We start from the raw sequence: 16,442 nt of genomic DNA, 5'->3' as shown, positions 1-16,442 counted from the left end.
ATGGACCATAGCCTCCGCCGCCTCTACGAAGACCTGCGCAGCGTGGCCGTCGCCGTGGCCTATCCGCCCGGCGAAGACCGCGACCTGCTGGTCGAGCAGCTCAAGCGCATCGGCTGCCGCATCCACCTGGTCTGGCCGTTCCCCGACAAACCGCCGGCCGGCGCCGACGTAGTGTTCTTCCAGGTCTCGCAATGCGGCCAGAACTCGTTCGCCTGGTCCGCCAGCGAGGTCGACGCCACCCTGATCGCGCTGTCCGAATACGAAACCCCCACCACCTTGAAGCAGCTGCTCAAGACCAACGCCCACGGCGTGCTGACGCGGCCATTCCGCTCGGCCGGCATCCTCAGCACCCTGGTGCTGGCGCGCTCGGCCAAGCAGTTCCAGAACCGCCAGCAGAACAAGATCGACAAGCTGGAAAGCACCATCAAGGCGCGCCGCGTGATCGAAAAGGCGATCCGCGTGCTGATGGACCACCAGCGCCTGGACGAACGCGCCGCCTACGAACACATGCGGACCCGCGCCACCGGCCTGCGGGTCAGCGTGGCCGAGGTCGCCGCCATGATCGTCGAGGCCAGCGAAGCCATGGAAAAACTGGGCCTGGGCGGCGCGCGCCCCGACCCGCACAACAACAGCAATAACGGAGGCAAGGCATGAAAGTCATGATCGCCCGCATGAACCACGAGACCAACACCTTTTCGCCGGTGCCCACGCCGCTGTCCGCCTTCGGCAACGACGGTCCCACCTACGACCGCGCCGCCTACGAAGAGAACCACGGCAAGCGCACCGCCATGTCCGCCTTCATCGACCTGGCGCAAGCGCAGGGCGCCACGCTGGTCACGCCGGTGTCCGCCACCGCCTATCCCAGCGGCCGCGTCGACGGCCAGGCCTATCGTGAATTGTGCGACCGCATCGTCGCCGCCGCCGCCGGCTGCGACGCGCTGCTGCTGGACCTGCACGGCGCCATGGCCGTCGAGACCACCGACGACGGCGAAGGCGACCTGCTCGAACGCCTGCGCCAGCAAGCCCCCGGCGTGCCGATCGCCGTCGCCCTGGACCTGCACGGCAACGTCACCCAGAAAATGATCGACAACGCCGACGTCATCGTCAGCTTCAAGACCTACCCGCACATCGACATGTACGAAACCGGCGAGCATGCCGGCCGCCTCCTGTTCGACTGGCTCGCCGGCGGCCCGCGCCCGCGCCTGGCCTGGCGCCGCCTGCCGCTCATGAGCCACACCCTGCGCAGCAACACCGCCGAAGGCGCCATGCGCCGCGCCGTGCAGGCCGCGCGCGGCGCCGAGGCTGGCGGCATGCTGGGCGTGTCGGTGCTGGCCGGCTTCGCCCTGGCCGACATCCCCGACCCGTGCCTGAGCGTGGTGGTGGTCGCCGCCGGCGACGCGGAGGCCGCCGAGCGCGTCGCCGCGGGCCTGGCCGCCGCCATCTGGGAAGACCGCGACGGCTTCGTCTACGAGGCCGAACCCCTGGCCGCCTCGCTCGAACGCGCCGCCGCCCTGGCGCGCGGCGCCGACCGCCCGGTGCTGCTGCTGGACCACGGCGACAACTGCATGTCCGGCGGCACCTGCGACACCATGGACGTGTTGGTCGCCGCCGTCGACGCCGGCCTGACGGGCATCGTCGCCGGCCTGTATTGCGACCCCGAAGCCGTCGCCGCCATGATCGCGGCCGGGCAGGGCGCCCGGGTCGAACTGCCGGTCGGCAACAAGCTGCCCATCCCCGCCATCGGCCGGCCCGCCGCGCCGGTGACGCTGACCGGCGTGGTGCGCGCCATCACCGACGGCAGCTACGTCATCACCGGTCCCACCTGCACCGGCCAGACCGCCTGCATGGGCCGCAGCGCCGTGCTGGACATTGGCGCCGCGCAACTGGTCATCACCGAACGCACCCACGAACCCTGGGACCTGGGCGTCTTCGAAAGCCTGGGCATCGACCCGCGCGCCGCCCGCTTCATCCTGGTCAAGTCGCGCATGTACTGCCGCCCGGTGTTCGTGCCCATCTCGTGCGCCCTGATCGAATGCGACAGCCCCGGCGTCACCAGCTCGGACTTCTCGCTGTTCCCGTACCAGCGGCGCAACCGGCCGCGCTATCCGCTCGATCCGTTCAAGCCGGCGCAGATGTCGGCGTGAGGGGGGGGGGCAAATGTCGCCGTGAGGGCGGCGGCGCGGGGATGTTCCAGGCGCGCCATGCGGCTGTTTACCCCCGCGCCTTGATCCGCGGCGGGCTTTCCCGTTCAATAGCGGTCATGGTGGCGATCAGCGCTCCACGATGACGTGTCCGATCAGACAGGGACACGCTCAAGATCGATCCGACGCGGAGTTAACGTTCGGATAATCCTTCCTGTGCAAAATCCCAACGCATAAAGACGTCGTGCCCAGGTCTGCCGGCGCATCGTCACCGCGCCAGCGATAGCGAAACAACCGCGATCGCATAAATCAGGCCATGGGTCACGCCGACCGCAACCGCCCGGCTCCCCCAGAATCCCCAGGCAGGCATCTGCCTGCGGCATCGGCACGCGCCCTCGGCGCCGACTTCACCCTGCAGCCTGGGCAATGGAACGCATCAATGAACAACACGACAATCACGGCGCAAACCCCTCGCCACGGCGGGAGCCTTTGGGCCCGCAAGGGCAGGTCAAGGGCAGGGATGCTGATCATCTCCTGCGCGGCGTTGATGGGACTGCCGGGCCTGGCGCAGGCTCAGACCTCGGGAAGAGGATGTACCTCCTCCGGCGGCTTCAATATCCAGTTGATCCCTTCCGTGAATTTCACGCTTGGCAAGCTGCCGCCGCCCGGCACCGAAATCTATAGAACGATCACCTATGTCATCAACTATGAATGCTACTACTTTGACAAGTTAGGTAATGCCTCTACCGTCACTCCCCAGCTGTACGCGCTCGCCGACTACGGCAAGCTGAACGATGCCTTGCTCAAGGCGGGATTGCAGCTGGCAATCATCGTCAATGGCGACGAGAGCAACCCGTGGTATCCGAACCTGATCCCGGGGACTAGGCCGATATCGGAAACCCACGAGGCCGGCCTTCCCTACACAGGGACTTCGGGCCCGCGAACTGTCAGCATTGCCGCCAAGCTGTCGGTGGTGAACGATAACCCTCCAGCGGCGCGTTACCCGGTTCCCTCGGCAACCATATTCAAACTGGCCCCAGCTTATGGAGCGGGGTCTTCGTCCGGTCCATTCATCACCAGTTCCGCCACGCGCATGCAGTACGTTCCGCAGTGCATCGGCGATGTCAGTGTGGACAATCTGGTGCAGTTCGACAGGGTCATGGCGGTGACGGGCTATATGGGCACCCTGCCACAACAGCACCCCTTCACCGTGACGGGCCGAATCAACCCGTCCTGCGCTATCGGCTCCCTGACCGCGCCCGCCAGTCCGGATAACGCTCAAACCCAATTCCTCATGCTGCTCGCGGCGCAGTTCGTCCTGCAAGGGGCAGGGCGCCTCGACGATGCTGGCCAGTCCATCATCCTGAGCAATGACGACGGCGTCGATAACGGACTGAAAATGCAGATACTCGATGCCGACAATGCGAACCTCCCCGTCACCATCCTGCCCGCCCCGGCGCCGCCTTCACGCGCCGATGTCGGCAATTTCGGCCAGCTGGTCGGCTACAACCCCGCCGCGGCGGTCCACACCTATACCGCATTGCTGATGCCGGACCCAGGCAAGGAACTGAAAATCGGCAAATACTCGACCCAGGTGCTCGTCAGGGTGACCTATTACTGAATGCCCCGCGCCTTGAACCGCGCCGGGCTTTCCAGTTCAATGGGACATTGCGCGGGCGGCACGCCGCCGCCCGGCCCCTTACCCGTTGGAGTGGCATATGGCTACGGTGCATCTGCTGTCGGATGAAGAAGCGCGCAAGATCCCCGAGGCGTGGGCGGTGTTCGAAGACATCCGCGCCACCCGCAAATCCGATTTCGTCAATAACTTCTGGCGCGCCCTGGCCAACGACCCTCCGCAGCTCAAGCGCGTCTGGGAACAGCTCAAGCAGGTCATGATGGCCGACGGCGAAATCCCGCCGCCGGTGCGCGAGATGATCTACATCGCGGTATCGACCGCCAACGGCTGCAGCTACTGCATCCATTCCCACACCGCTGCCGCCCGCGCCAAGGGCATGACCGACGGCCAGCACGCCGAACTGCTCGCCGTCATCGGCATGGCCGCCCAGACCAACGCGCAGGTCACCGCCATGCAGGTGCCCGTCGACGACGCCTTCACCGTGAAATAGGGCGCCGCCATGGCGACCATTCCGCTGTTCCCGCTGTCCAACGCGCTGTTCCCCGCTGGCGTGCTGCACCTGCGCATCTTCGAAGTGCGCTACCTGGACATGATCCGCCGCTGCATCGCCGACGGCACCGAGTTCGGCGTGGTCGCGCTGCTGTCCGGCAACGAAGTCCGCTCGCCCGAAGGCCAGGAGACCCTGGCCGACACCGGCACCCTGACCCGCATCGACGCCTGGGACGCGCCCATGCCCGCCTTGCTGCAGCTGCGCTGCGTGGGGACGAGCCGCTTTCGCCTGGTCTCCAGCCAACTGGCAAAATACGGTCTTTGGATGGGCGAAATCGAACCCATCCCCGACGACCCGCCGCTGCCCGTGCCGGCGCCGCTGCAACCCTGCGCCGACGCGCTGGGCCGCCTGGTGGCCCAATGGCAGCAGGAAGGCGTGCCCGCCGACCGCATGCCGGTGGCGCCGCCGTACCGGCTGGATGAATGCGCCTGGGTGGCCGACCGCTGGTGCGAATTGTTGCCGCTGCCGGCGGCGGAGAAGGTCCGGCTGCTGGCGCTGACGGATCCGCGTGCTCGTCTCGAAGCCGTGCGCATTGCGCTGGAAGGGCCGCAGGCCTAGCCAGCGGCAGGTGGCGCTTTTTGACGGTGCCTGGCGGCCGTCTGGCATGGCCCCCCCGCCAGGCCAACCGGGCAGGGCGGCGGGGCTGGGCTTGAATTGTTTTTTGGACACCATGGATATCAGGATTGACGAAGGCCTCCGCGCCTATATTGACCCCTTGACCGACGACGAGCGCGAGGCGCTCGAACGCAGCCTGCTGGCCGAAGGCTGCCGCGACGCGCTGGTGCTGTGGGGCGACCTGCTGATCGACGGCCACAACCGCTACGCGCTGTGCAGGAAGCACGGCATTCCGTTCGAGACCAGGCAGAACACCTCGTTCAAGTCGATGGACGACGTGCATCTGTGGATGATCGAGAACCACCTGGGCCGGCGCAGCGTGTCGGATTTCCAGCGCGGGGTGCTGGCGCTGCGCAAGAAGGAGATCCTGCAATCGCGCAGCGTGCCGCCATGGGAAGACGACGGCAGCACGCCGCCGCCGGAACCGCCGCCCATCCCGCCGGCCGCTGCATTCAGCCGGCAGGCGTTGGCGCGTGAGGCGCGCATCAGCAGCAATACGCTGGGGCAGATCGAGCGGATTCAAAAGGCCGCCGCGCCGGAATTGGTGCGGGCGGTGAAGGATGGGGCGATCTCCATCAACGCCGCGGCGGCGGTCGCGACCTTGCCGCAGGAGCGGCAGGCGGCGGCGGTGGCGGGGGGGGGGGCAGGAAGGAATTGCAGCAGGCGGCGCGCGAAGTGCGCCAGGCCAAGGCGCCGCCGCCGAAAGAGGCGGTGCCGGATATTCCGATCGAGAATATCGCGGATTTGCCGGCGGAGGTGGCGCGGCTACGGGAGTTGCTGGCGCGGTTGACTGATGAAAGGGATCAGTTGAAGAAGAAGGTGATGCATTTGACGGTGGCGTTGGCTGAGGCCAGGAATGCATCGGCGGGGGGGAGGGGATGATTGACGGGGGCCTCCTCTCAACTGAACGAATCTTGTCGAGAATTGGCCTGACGGCCCATATTTGGTAAAAGCAAGGTTGATCAGAACCTGAGAGTCGATGGCTGCCATGTCCGAACCCTATTCGGCCTTTCTCAACCTCCAGATGCCCCGCGAGAATCTTGCCAGATGGCTCGCGGCCCCGGCGCCGGCGGCATCAAGATGGTCGGACTGGCGTGCCATCGGCGGCCAGTGGTATCTCTCCGAAGGCAAGGATCTGGCCGCCTCCAGCAATCAGGATCTGGGCAGGCTCATTGCGGAATGCGACGCCATGCTGGCCCGCCATCCGGACAACCGCGCGGCGCTGGGGGCCATCCTGACATCCGCGGAGGCCGAGAACATCAAAGTTGCGGCCTACGACCGTACAGGAACGCGCTTCGTTGCAGGCTCGCTGACCTATTCCGAAAACCTCTACGACCTCATCGTCTTTTTTTCGATAGCGCGTGGAGCGGCCGATTTTTTCGAGGCGGATGGTCGTGGCCTTGCAGTGGTCCACGACTATCTCTGGGGCGAGGAAGATGAACGAGAAACGGTGGCTGCGCTGGAACTCGCCGGAAACGGCGGCTCCGTATTCCTGGCGCCCGAAGCACTCGGCCAAGCAGCTGGCGCATTCGATGCCATGGTGGACGCGATGCTGGAAGGCAACGAGGATCCGGAGTTCCAGCCGCGCAATCAACTCGAGCATCTTTGAGACCAGAGCTGCGTCCAGCAGGGACAACCGCGTGCACACGACAGGGCCCCCAGGCGGGCCAAAGAGGCAAAATTTCCAATGCGATTGCTACCACTGGTTATCATGCTGTCCGCTTGCGCGGTCTGCCAGGCGCAGGGAACCAGGACCTGGCACTTTACGGGTGCCGAGCTGGTCGCGGCCCTTGAAGGCCGGATGCCCTCAGAACTCCGCGATGCATCGCTTCGCCGCCAATTTTCTTCCTCCTATGCGCAGGCCTACGTGGTCGGCATCGCCGACCAGACACAAGGCACGGTCTGGTGCACGCCCACCGGCGTCCTTCCTCACGAATTGAAGGACAGGGTGTACAGCTACTTGTCCAAGCTGCCGACCAGCCGTCTCGCGGACAATGCCGGCCCGCTGGTGAGCGAGGCACTTCGTCAGTCTTTCGCTTGCCGGTAGGATCCTTTCCGCCAATACTCCCCCAGGGCGGCACTTAGATGAAGTTCGTCGGGTGTCAGGTCCGTAGCTTGATATCGATGTCGTCCAATAGGTGTCAACCTATGTTGGACGGGCCGCACTCTTAAAATAGATTAAGCCGGCTCTATGCCGTTATCGAAAACCGAGATTGCGAAGAGGCGGGGGAAGATGTTTTCAGATCCAGAATTTCCCCGCTCACAGCCTTCGCTATCATTGCTGCACGAATCGATCCCAAATTGCTGGATGCATCACTAGGAAGATTCAAGCCCTTCAATTGTTCGGCGTATTGATCGGCAACCTCTACGACGCCAGACTTATAAATAGTCGCGACGCGTTGATCTCCCTTCATGACAACCTGAACGGCATTTTGGGGCGAGTTGTCGGCCTCAAGGCGACCGATGCCTCGTTCGACTGCTTCCGCTTTGCGCAGCGCTTCAGCCGAGGCTGCCAAATCATGAGCAAAGTTAGCGGTCGGTTTCACCAGCGGAAGATTCAAGTCTGCAATGCTGCGGGACCTTGTCGTTAGGGGTATGCCTTTGGAAATGTCCATAGGTAAAACTCCTTCTGTTTGATTGCTTTTGATCACTGAAAAAGCAGTCAGGCTATTGAAGCAGTTTGATCCGTCAATCAGGTAAATTCTATGAATCCCTGATCAATATGAATGCACGAATAACGCCCACGTTTATGGCTATTTGTGCCATTATCCGGGGTTTAGATATTCCGGACCTTTATCGATCGCAACGAATGACTGAAGGCTTCCACACCTAGTTGCAGTGGTTGGTAGTGAAAACCTAGTGACGCTCGACTGCCAGGGACCGAGCTCTCCGTTGGAGAAAGGGCTTGCGCTAGCGAGAACATCAGTGACGGCAGAAAACTCAGAATTGGCCATTCGGCCAAGGCGACGGTGAACGACCAGGATGGGTCGTTAGCAGGCCAAGGTGGCGGACTACTAACGGCCAATAAGCGACGTTCGATCAAACGCCTGAAAGCGGATGGTCGCGCGCCGATGCGATAACTGGCTGCTAGAGCAAAGTCAAATCGCCGCAATGCGCATTCCTTTAGATTGCTTGTGGCAGTATGTGCATACTGTCCATTCACTTACACAGAAGACCCAAATGCCTTCATCCACTGTCCTGTCAACCCAGTTAGTTCCTTTTGTGCTGCGTGCCGCGAAGCTCGACGAGTCCCTCGTCGAGCAGGTCGTCATGCAGATGCCCGATGCCGACGTCGAGAAGCTCTCATGGCTGCTCGCCGAAGTCCTGCGGGAGGAGGCCGATGTCGGCAGGATACAGATGACAAATCCGGCGACGGGTCAGCCCGCAACTCTCAAGAGCATTTTGTTCAATGCCGATGCCAACAGCGCGGGCTCCGTGAAAGTGGTCGCTTTCAGTTTCTCGAACGCAGCACAGGAAAGTTTGGTCGCGGTGTTCGGTCTCGTCGTGACCGCGTTCTTCGGACAATGGGCGCTCGGAAGCCTCGGCAGCGGAATGAAGGTGCTGAAGGCGCTCTGGAATAATGTATCGGTACTGCAGTCGCCGCAGGACGACCACGCGATCGCCGTCGTCCGAGCCCTAGGGGTGTGCCGCGCGCGCTATGCAGAAGACCCGAACAATGCGCGGCTTCAGAAGGAGTCGGGCCTCGCCGCCGAGCAGCTCGCTAATGCGCTAAAGCAGCTCGATGCACGCAAAATTATTAAGAACATTGCGTGGGGCTCGCAGCGGGGCGACTTCCAACATTCTGACAACCGCTGGAACATCAGGTTCTGACATGCAACAGAAGATGTTCTCGCACCGCGAAGATACTGTGATCGGGTCTTTCCACCACGGGCATGCGATTGTCGAGGTAAATCAGTCGCCAGAGACGATCGAACTCATAAAGGATCCGAAGCTGATCTCGCGGTACCTTGGCGACGAGAAGGTGCTATTCCAGTTGCTACTTGAGTACAGCGCCGTGATGCACGAACGGCTGCATTATCTCCACACGTTCGGTACGCTCGGCGGCCTGTCGATGTTCACTGCTCGCATGGTGGCGCTCCGCCGCTTCGTCGAGTGTGCCATCGAGCTCGCTGAGGGTAGAGTCGTCTGGCAGTTGCCGCTGTCGAAATGGGTGGGCTCTGGTGACGCCCCAGCCGTTGTTCGAAGGCTCTTGCGATTCTCGCGGGGGTTTCGAGCCGGCACCGATTACTTCCTCGCGCCGTTCTCTCAGTTTGGCGTCCACGGGCACACAACCGATGCTTGGTTAGACGTGCCATTCCCGGCAATGAGGGGCGACGGAAAGCCGACTGTCTCAAAGGTTCCCGCGTTCCCTATGTCAGTTGGCATCGGCTCACCCGGGGGGGGGATCTGCGCCCGGTGACCATCCTGCTCCCGATGGGCTATGAGGCGATTGTGGAGGGCATTGCACACGGAGCGTCGCGTTCGCTGGTCGGCGCAATGTTTCCCGAGCTGCCGCCAAGTACGCTCGAACACTACGGACCACCGAAGGCGTTCGATGCAAGAAAGGAGGAGAATCTTGACGCTGTGGCCAGACAGTACGAAATCTACACCGCGTCTGACCTGTTGATCAGCAAGTATCTCCGCGGCAAGGATATTCCGAAGTTCCCACGTGAACTGGTCTTCAGGCTGTCGGACCTCGCGCTGTCGACGTCATTCTTCTCCGTCGAGGATATCGACGACCAAGAGACCAAAGTGGAGCTCATGAATCCGGGGTACGCGCTGATCCGCGGTCTGACCGATGGTGACAAAGCGGACCTCGCGAAAGGTGAGGTCCCGTATCCTGACTTCGTGCAGCAGCACTATCAAGCCATTCTCCATTCGCTCATGTCTCAGGGCGACTGGGACACAGTGACACCACAAGGTAACTTGTACACCGCGCACCGCGTTTGGGAAAGCTTTGTCGCGCAGCATATCTGCGTGCCCCTACTGAAGATTCGTATCGAGAGCAATAACGCGACCTTTAACACTGAGTCTGAGTTGATCAAGTTCGCGCTGTCGATGGAACTACCTCGGGTTGAGGTCTACAACGGCAAACTCCAGTTGCACGGCATGCCTGACGAGGTGCGCAACGCTTGGGGCCAGCAGGTCTTCACGAGCGAACTCGCGCAACAGATCTTCGCAGATGGCGAGCTCTTGCGTTGCCCCCGCGCGCACGAACTCGTGCCCGGTATCGAAGGCGCTGACTTCTCCGGCGGTCATTGTGTGAAGCACAGAAAGCTTGGCTGTGGCACTTTCGTGCCCGGTCAACCTGGCTACGCGCCTGCCTGCCTGTTCACGCACACGCTAAGGAGCCTCAGTTTCATCCCGATCCAGCATACTTCCGGGGCCTAGCCGCGGCCCCCACATCGCGAATCGCCATGGCAGCGAGCCGATCTGGTGCTAGGGGGACTTGCGACAGGAGCTGTCATATCCTGCACGGCTCGGTGATACGCACGAGATGTGCGTTAGTCAAACACGGACGATCGATATGAGCCGCCGACAGCAAGCAATGGAATGAGTGCGCCCACCTATAGCCCAAGCGGCTGCTTTCGAAAGAAAGTTATTTCCGCTTTGGGTCGTCTGGAGCCGCGAGGGCCTGCTTGCCAGCTAGCCTGGGTAACGCAGATGAATCAGCGGATAAGGTCGCCCTTGCGAATCCTTCTCCGAACGCCCGGTTTCAACGAATTCCATCCGTTGATAGAAGCCGACAGTTTGAGAATTCTTCACGTTGACGTCCGCGGTCAATGCACCATGCAATGATAAACCGTGCTGCAACAATTGGCGATCGATACCATTTTCACGATCATCGGGATCAATGAAGAGCGCCTCCATATGTGTCCCATCGATCAGCGTGAAGCCATGGGGATTGTCATTTTCATCGACTGCGACAGTCACTGGAGCATGGGGCAGAAAGCCACACACTTCGGTGTCAATGGCCTTTCGATCCCCGGCGCTGAGAAAGTGATGGGTGGCATCCAGGGAGCGTCGCCAAAGGTCAACGAGAGCGGGGCCGTCTCCAGGACGTGATGTGCGCAGTGTGCACATAGCAATCTTCAAAACTGTTTAGATTGAGGTGAAGTATGCCTGTTCACGCCTGCGTAGTCGTCGCTGCACCGGCGAAAGGTGCTGGACGGCCCCTTGGGTCGAAAGCGGCCGTCATCAACGACTACTCGGCAGGAAGGCGCGCAACGCCTCGGGGGGGGAGGGGACGATTAAGAAAACGTCAATGCCTTCCCCCAACCTCGCATGCCGCTGTCGGCTTGGGGCGCGCGTCACAGCACGCCATCGACTTCCGCGCCACCGGGAGCTAGGGAGAACTGGTCGTCACTTGACTTCTTCGTGATCGCGAGAAAGCTGGCAGCCACAAAAAATTTCCCCCCGCATGCGAAATCGCAAACCCTCATCACAAGCTCGTTGCTATATGCGTCATGATTTTTATACTAGGGTTTTCCCTTTGTCATAATACAAATTCATGCGCTCGCGTTTCACTATCGGCAACCTCTCCATTGGCACCCGGCTGACGCTGGGTTTTGGCACTGTACTCGCCCTGTTATTGGCGCTCACTGGCCTATCGCAATACGAACTGACCCACATCGGCGGCATCAACCGCGCGATCACGGAACAGACTTGGGCCAAAGCAAACGCCATCAACATTATTGACGTGACAACCCGCGCCAATGCGCGCGCCAATCTCGAACTGATCGTCAATACCGATCCCCGCACCGCCGAAACCCTGTTTGCCCGCATCGACACCAATCGAAAGGCGATCGACCAGGCGCTGGAAACCCTGCGGCCGTTGTTTCGCACCGACGATGAACGCCTGAAGTTGCGGTTATTGGAAGACGTGCGCGGTCGCTATGTGAAGTCATTCCAGGGCGTGGGCGCACTCCTCAAGAGTAATGAGCGCGACGCCGCTCGCCAGCGCTTGCTGGAAGAGACCCTTCCGCTTCTGGACAGCCTGCAAGACCGCGTCGTGGAGATCTCCCGGATTCAATCTGCCGAGATGGTGGACGCAGGCGCCGACAGCCAGCGGGTAATCGACAACGCGGGCATGTTGAACCTGATCCTGTCGGCCATGGCCGTCGTGCTGGGCGGCTTGTTCGCGTGGCGGGTGTCCAAGTCGATCACGGCGCCGCTGGCGCAGGCAGTGTCGGTGGCCGAGACGGTGGCGCGTGGCGACCTGGGTCAACCCATCCACGCGGTCACCCGGGATGAAACCGGCCGGCTGCTGCATGCGCTGCGCGATATGCAGGACAAGCTGGCCGGCGCCGTTCGCACCATTCGCGCCGGGTCCGAAACCATCTCCAGCGCAGCCGGGCAGATCGCGGTCGGCAACACGGACTTGTCCAGCCGAACCGAAGAGCAGGCCGCGTCGCTGGAAGAAACCGCCGCATCGATGGAAGAACTGGCGTCGACCGTCAAGCAGAATGCCGACAACGCGCGCCAGGCCAATCAACTGGCGGCAAGCGCCTCCGAAGTCGCTCAGCGTGGCGGCGCCGTCGTGTCGGCGGTGGTCAGCACGATGGGAGATATTTCCGCCAGCTCGCGCAAGATTTCCGAGATTGTCTCGGTCATCGATGGGATCGCGTTCCAGACCAACATCCTGGCGCTGAACGCCGCCGTTGAAGCGGCCAGGGCGGGCGAGCAGGGCAAGGGCTTTGCGGTGGTCGCGGGCGAGGTGCGGTCGTTGGCGCAACGCAGCGCGCAGGCCGCGCGCGAGGTCAAGACGCTGATCGAAGCGTCCGTCAGCAAAGTGGCCGAGGGCGCCAACCACGCGGAAAACGCAGGCACCACTATGCAGGAAGTGGTCGCCTCGGTGAAGCGCGTGACGGACATCATGGGCGAGATCGCCGCGGCATCGCAGGAACAGGCCTCCGGCATCGAGCAGGTCAACCGCGCGGTGTCGCAGATGGACGAGGTGACCCAGCAGAATGCCGCGCTGGTCGAAGAAGCCGCAGCCGCAGCGGGCTCGATGCAGGACCAGGCGCATGCGTTGGTGAGAGCGGTCGGTGTGTTCCGATTGAGCGAGGATGCCACGCGACGCGGGGACGTTGCCGCTCAGCCGCGCGAGCGCGGTGCGCTGATGTTGACCTGATCAGTACGTCTCATTACGGGCCGGATCATGAGCGGGGCGCAATGCCCCGCTAATCCACGTTCATCAACCGTTCAGGCTTCGGTGCTTATGCTCCAGGCCCGAACGCCGCAAGGCTAGATTGCAAGAACGGGAGCACGAACCATGACCGCCTTTCCGCCTCCGCTGGAAGACCTGGAGGACGATGAACACAGCCCGGCCGAACGCGCGGCCGCCGCCGCCCGCAGCACCTGGGTGAGCGTGGGCGTGAACGTGGTGCTCGCCACCGCGCAGATCGTCATCGGCATTTTCTCCAAGTCCCAGGGCCTGATCGCGGACGGTATTCATTCTTCTTCCGATCTGATCGCCGACTTCATCGTGCTGCTGGCCAACCGGCATGGCCAGAAAGCAGCCGACGCGGACCACCACTACGGCCATTATCGCTACGAGACCGCGGCGTCCCTGGCGCTGGGCGTCTTGTTGCTGCTGGTCGGCGGCGGCATGCTGTGGTCCGCCGTGACCAAGCTGGAGCAGCCCGACGCGATCCCGCAAGTCCACCTCGTCGCGCTCTGGGTGGCCTGTGCCGCCCTGGTCATCAAAGAGGCTCTGTTCCGCTACATGCTTGCCGTGGCCAAGCGCGTGAAGTCCAGCATGCTGGTGGCCAACGCCTGGCATGCGCGCTCCGACGCGGCATCGTCGCTGGTGGTGGGCCTGGGCATCGTCGGCAACCTGCTGGGATACCCGATACTGGACCCGATCGCCGCGGCCATCGTGGGCTTCATGGTGGCCCGGATGGGCTGGAGCTTCGGCTGGGACGCCTTGCACGACCTGCTGGACCGTGCCATCGACGAGGACGAAGCCGCCGCGATCCAGCGCACCTTGCTGGAAACGTCAGGCGTTCACGGCGTACACGATCTTCGCACCCGAAAAATGGGGGATATGATCGTCGTCGACACTCACCTGGAAATCGACGCCGGGCTGACTGTCGAGGAAGGCCACAAGATCGCCGTGCAAGCGCGCCAGCGCGTCATGCAACGGCATCGTGTATTGAACGTGATGACCCATGTTGATCCCTGGAGACCTCCCGACGCGCGCACGCAAGGCGCCGAGGGCAGGGCGATTATCGAACCAGGCTGTCCGTAGCGCGTTTTGACGACGAGGAAGAGACATGAAAATCAAGAACTCCGATACTCAGTACGCAGGCCTAGTGATCGCCATGCACTGGCTCATGCTCGTGGTCCTGGCATTGGTCTACGCCTGTATGGAATTGCGCGGGCTGGCCACCAAAGGCACCGCTCTGTACAACAACATCAAGGCGCTGCATTTCTCGCTGGGGTTGTGTGTGATCGGGCTGGTGGTTTTGCGGGTGGTTATCCGGGTGGCTTCGGGTGCGGCGCCTGGCGTGCGGCCGCCGATGCCGAGGTGGCAGGATGTGCTTTCACGGCTGATGCATTACGCGTTGTATGCGTTCATGATCGTCACGCCGATTTTGGGGTGGCTGATGCTCAGCGCGGGAGGGAAGGTGATTCCGTTGTTTGGGTTGGAGGTTCCGGCGCTGGTGGGGCCGGATAAGGCTCTGGCGGATCGGGTCAAGGAGCTGCATGAGACCTTGGCTACGGTGGGGTATTTCCTAGTGGGGCTGCATGCTGCTGCGGCGTTGTTGCATCATTATGTGCTTCGGGATAACACGTTGGTGAGGATGTTGCCTGGGCGGCGATGAGTTTGCTTCGAGTGGGGCGCGTCGCACGAAATGCCTCGAAGGGACGAGGGGATATTGATGGCGCTGCTCCCTTCAACTTTCCCACGTTCGAGGCGGAGTCTGGACGTTGCATTGAGACCGATCAAGCAGACGGCGACGAAAGTCTGCAATCGGCCAAGAACGGACCTTCGCATGGGTAGTATTCTTGGAATTATTTGCTAGCTTTGTTGTGGGTAAAGGAACATGAAGACAAGTATTTTTATCTCGTACGCTTGGACATCGGATAGGCACCGGGAATTGGTTAGGCAATTAGCAACTCATATACGCTGGCTTGGCTATACAGTGCTAATTGATAGCTCTGAAAAATATGGAGCTAGCTTGAGCAGCTTCATGCGCAGTGTGATTGAAGCTGATCGCGTACTAATGATTGTTGATGAAAATTATGTCAATCGCGCAGACAAACTCCCTGAGTCAGGAGTTGGTGCAGAGAACAGTTGGATAAAGAGCGTATTCAGCGAAAAGTCGACTTCTTGGCTTTCTGTTCTTTACGTCAACAACCCTCAATTTAGCCTACCTTCTTGGTTGGCGGATCATAAGCCCAAGGGGTTTGATTTCAATTCATACCCCCACAAGGAGCAATTTCCAGGACTTGAGCAGGTTGATGATCTTTGGCGTTGGATAGAAGGGCTACCAGCAGACAAAGTAAATGCTCTCTCGATGCCGCAGTATCTAGATCGTCTAGCACGGATCGAAAGAATAGATGCTATGCGAGATCCTTCAAACTATGCAAACCCGCAACTGGAGGGCAAAGCCACATACCAATATAAAGACTTTAAAAATTACACGCTAGGTCATGGCGAATACGAATTCAAATTATCTTTCAGCCGCCGCAATATAAATAAAGTTTGCGTATATACCGGTTACGGTCTGCATGCTATCGGATTGATCACTAGCACAGATTTTGACATAAAGAGTGTGGCGAGTTTTCTAGGGCCAGGGAGTACAGAAGATGCAAACGTTGGGGAAAGCATGGTGTTGATGAACAGTCTAGGTAATCTAGCAATTATGAAAATTGAAGGTGTACAAGAAGAGGAAAGGTCTGCTTCATATATCCGCCCATCAGTAACTTTCAGCTATAAGATTCTGATTGATTAACAAAACCAATTAATTAACAACCTGAGCCGTACTCCAGTAGAGACATATATAAATCGCGTCCATTACTTGACGTCTGCTATAGGCCGAATAGAGAAATTTTGGCAATCCGAATGAGACTTCAGATGGCATCGAACATCTGGGAACTCGCGATGTTCAATCTCGCAATTGATAGCAAGCTTCGAGCGTGCGATCTCACGCGATTGCAGGTACAGGACATCCGTCACGGACGCTACGTAGCCGCGAGAGCTACCGTCATGCAACAGAAGACCCAGCGTCCGGTCCAATTCGAAATTACGGAGCAATCCCGTGAGAGCCTTGAAGCATGGATCGAAGCGCGAGGGCTAAAGGCGGCGGATTTTCTGTTTCCGAGCCGGTTGCATACGTCGCCGCATCTGTCGACGCGGCAGTACGCCCGGATTGAGCATCGCTGGGTCGCATCGATTGGCCTCGACGATACCGCATATGGAACCCATGACCTGCTCCCCGTGGTTAGTACGAAATCGATGTAGAGTCCGTTCACAAAGGAACGGCAATGA

16 protein-coding genes and 2 pseudogenes are annotated in these 16,442 nt (G+C 60.9%); 16 read left to right on the top strand and 2 right to left on the bottom strand.

Features of this window, described 5'->3' with window-relative positions:
• The 8 genes and pseudogenes from AOZ49_RS17565 to AOZ49_RS17530 all read left to right on the top strand — a co-directional run bounded on the left by AOZ49_RS17565 (position 1) and on the right by AOZ49_RS17530 (position 6,989).
• A complete protein-coding gene (locus AOZ49_RS17565) occupies positions 1-654 on the top strand; it encodes an ANTAR domain-containing response regulator (RefSeq protein ID WP_082380490.1) in 654 nt (217 codons plus the stop codon).
• Entirely contained in the window at positions 651-2,144 is a 1,494-nt protein-coding gene (locus tag AOZ49_RS17560; RefSeq protein WP_054476839.1) for a M81 family metallopeptidase, read from the top strand. The genes AOZ49_RS17565 and AOZ49_RS17560 overlap by 4 nt, the downstream gene beginning before the upstream one ends.
• 436 nt (positions 2,145-2,580) lie before the next feature.
• A complete protein-coding gene (locus tag AOZ49_RS17555) occupies positions 2,581-3,762 on the top strand; it encodes a hypothetical protein (RefSeq protein WP_054476837.1) in 1,182 nt (393 codons plus the stop codon).
• Positions 3,763-3,859: 97 nt separating this feature from the next.
• Complete coding sequence (locus AOZ49_RS17550) at positions 3,860-4,267, top strand: carboxymuconolactone decarboxylase family protein (protein WP_054476834.1); 408 nt, start codon at positions 3,860-3,862, stop codon at positions 4,265-4,267.
• A gap of 9 nt (positions 4,268-4,276) precedes the next feature.
• Positions 4,277-4,885: an LON peptidase substrate-binding domain-containing protein gene (locus AOZ49_RS17545; RefSeq protein ID WP_054476832.1), complete on the top strand. Its 609-nt coding sequence runs from the start codon at positions 4,277-4,279 to the stop codon at positions 4,883-4,885.
• 112 nt (positions 4,886-4,997) lie between these two features.
• Positions 4,998-5,824: pseudogene (locus AOZ49_RS17540) on the top strand (hypothetical protein).
• Between the two features lie 106 nt (positions 5,825-5,930).
• A complete protein-coding gene (locus AOZ49_RS17535) occupies positions 5,931-6,551 on the top strand; it encodes a hypothetical protein (protein WP_054476925.1) in 621 nt (206 codons plus the stop codon).
• Between the two features lie 78 nt (positions 6,552-6,629).
• Positions 6,630-6,989, top strand: coding sequence for a Rap1a/Tai family immunity protein (locus AOZ49_RS17530; RefSeq protein WP_054431223.1), 360 nt, complete (start codon positions 6,630-6,632; stop codon positions 6,987-6,989).
• A 142-nt stretch (positions 6,990-7,131) separates the two neighbouring features.
• On the opposite strand, the gene AOZ49_RS32550 is transcribed toward AOZ49_RS17530, so the two are convergent.
• Positions 7,132-7,557, bottom strand: coding sequence for a hypothetical protein (locus AOZ49_RS32550; protein WP_156355674.1), 426 nt, complete (start codon positions 7,555-7,557; stop codon positions 7,132-7,134).
• Between the two features lie 565 nt (positions 7,558-8,122).
• Between AOZ49_RS32550 and AOZ49_RS17525 the strand changes: the two genes are divergently transcribed.
• The 3 genes from AOZ49_RS17525 to AOZ49_RS17515 are packed head-to-tail and all read left to right on the top strand — an operon-like array spanning position 8,123 to position 10,333.
• Positions 8,123-8,773, top strand: coding sequence for a hypothetical protein (locus AOZ49_RS17525; RefSeq protein ID WP_054476830.1), 651 nt, complete (start codon positions 8,123-8,125; stop codon positions 8,771-8,773).
• 1 nt (position 8,774) lies between these two features.
• A complete protein-coding gene (locus tag AOZ49_RS17520) occupies positions 8,775-9,362 on the top strand; it encodes a hypothetical protein (RefSeq protein WP_054476828.1) in 588 nt (195 codons plus the stop codon).
• The gene (locus AOZ49_RS17515) at positions 9,359-10,333 is read left to right on the top strand and encodes a hypothetical protein (protein ID WP_054476827.1); all 975 of its coding nucleotides are present in this window, start codon (positions 9,359-9,361) and stop codon (positions 10,331-10,333) included. Before AOZ49_RS17520 ends, AOZ49_RS17515 begins: the two co-directional genes overlap by 4 nt.
• Positions 10,334-10,588: 255 nt before the next feature.
• Here AOZ49_RS17515 and AOZ49_RS31810 read toward each other — a convergent pair whose 3' ends face one another.
• Positions 10,589-11,026 (bottom strand): acetyltransferase, encoded by a 438-nt coding sequence (locus tag AOZ49_RS31810; RefSeq protein ID WP_082380489.1) that lies wholly within the window; start codon positions 11,024-11,026, stop codon positions 10,589-10,591.
• A 427-nt stretch (positions 11,027-11,453) separates the two neighbouring features.
• Here AOZ49_RS31810 and AOZ49_RS17505 point away from each other — a divergent pair, with 427 nt between their 5' ends.
• From AOZ49_RS17505 to AOZ49_RS17490, 5 genes and pseudogenes are all read left to right on the top strand, one after another.
• Positions 11,454-13,076, top strand: a complete 1,623-nt coding sequence (locus tag AOZ49_RS17505; RefSeq protein ID WP_054476823.1) for a methyl-accepting chemotaxis protein — start codon at positions 11,454-11,456, stop codon at positions 13,074-13,076.
• Positions 13,077-13,217: 141 nt separating this feature from the next.
• On the top strand, positions 13,218-14,195 hold the full coding sequence (locus tag AOZ49_RS17500) for a cation diffusion facilitator family transporter (RefSeq protein WP_054476821.1): 978 nt from the start codon (positions 13,218-13,220) through the stop codon (positions 14,193-14,195).
• A 25-nt stretch (positions 14,196-14,220) separates the two neighbouring features.
• Positions 14,221-14,772 (top strand): cytochrome b, encoded by a 552-nt coding sequence (locus AOZ49_RS17495; RefSeq protein WP_054476819.1) that lies wholly within the window; start codon positions 14,221-14,223, stop codon positions 14,770-14,772.
• A 222-nt stretch (positions 14,773-14,994) separates the two neighbouring features.
• Positions 14,995-15,906, top strand: a complete 912-nt coding sequence (locus tag AOZ49_RS31805; RefSeq protein ID WP_082380488.1) for a TIR domain-containing protein — start codon at positions 14,995-14,997, stop codon at positions 15,904-15,906.
• A 110-nt stretch (positions 15,907-16,016) separates the two neighbouring features.
• A pseudogene (locus AOZ49_RS17490) lies at positions 16,017-16,385 on the top strand (tyrosine-type recombinase/integrase); the annotation flags it as partial.
• Between the last annotated feature and the right edge of the window lie 57 nt (positions 16,386-16,442).

This window comes from Achromobacter sp. 2789STDY5608615, from assembly GCF_001298995.1.
Classification (GTDB): domain Bacteria; phylum Pseudomonadota; class Gammaproteobacteria; order Burkholderiales; family Burkholderiaceae_B; genus Achromobacter; species Achromobacter insuavis.
Note: the sequence above shows the minus strand (reverse complement) of the source record. Positions and strands in the feature narration are given on the sequence as shown.